Source organism: Allomuricauda sp. TY007, assembly GCF_010468565.1.
Lineage (GTDB): Bacteria > Bacteroidota > Bacteroidia > Flavobacteriales > Flavobacteriaceae > Flagellimonas.
Genome location: NZ_WUEG01000073.1, coordinates 1 through 389 on the forward strand (window position 1 = coordinate 1; position 389 = coordinate 389).

Below are 389 nucleotides of genomic sequence, written 5' to 3' on the forward strand. Positions count from 1 at the left end.
AAAAAACAAAAATCCTGATTTCAATACCCTTGATTTCAGGGTGATGCAGTATCGGGAGTTTTTCCAATGAGACCAAATACCAATTCAAATTGAGTATTGGTCAAATGAAAAGGGGTATAGGTCAATTTTAATGAAATTTCTACGTTGTATTCAATAACTTGAGAAAATAAAAATTGAACCATGAAAAATTTACTTACAATTTTAATTGCCCTGTTTTCAATTATGATGATTGCTTCTTGTTCCACCTATCGAGGTACAGCCAATAGGGGAACGGTTAAAAGGAGTACTGCACCAGGTCAAGTCAAAAAAATGACGGGAGCAAAAAATGCCAAAGCTTATGCCCCCGGACAGCAAAAGAAAAAAGGCAATAATGAATAAGTGCCTTGTAT

The 389-nt window shown here is 35.0% G+C and carries 1 protein-coding gene; it reads left to right on the plus strand.

What is annotated here, in order from left to right:
* Positions 1-180 precede the first annotated feature (180 nt).
* The gene (locus tag GO009_RS17470; RefSeq protein ID WP_163627984.1) at positions 181-378 is read left to right on the plus strand and encodes a hypothetical protein; all 198 of its coding nucleotides are present in this window, start codon (positions 181-183) and stop codon (positions 376-378) included.
* Positions 379-389 lie beyond the last annotated feature (11 nt).

Bases quoted from the DNA above. Each gene is read 5' to 3' on its own strand.
- GO009_RS17470 (WP_163627984.1), top strand. From the start codon at position 181: ATGAAAAATTTACTTACAATTTTAATTGCCCTGTTTTCAATTATGATG.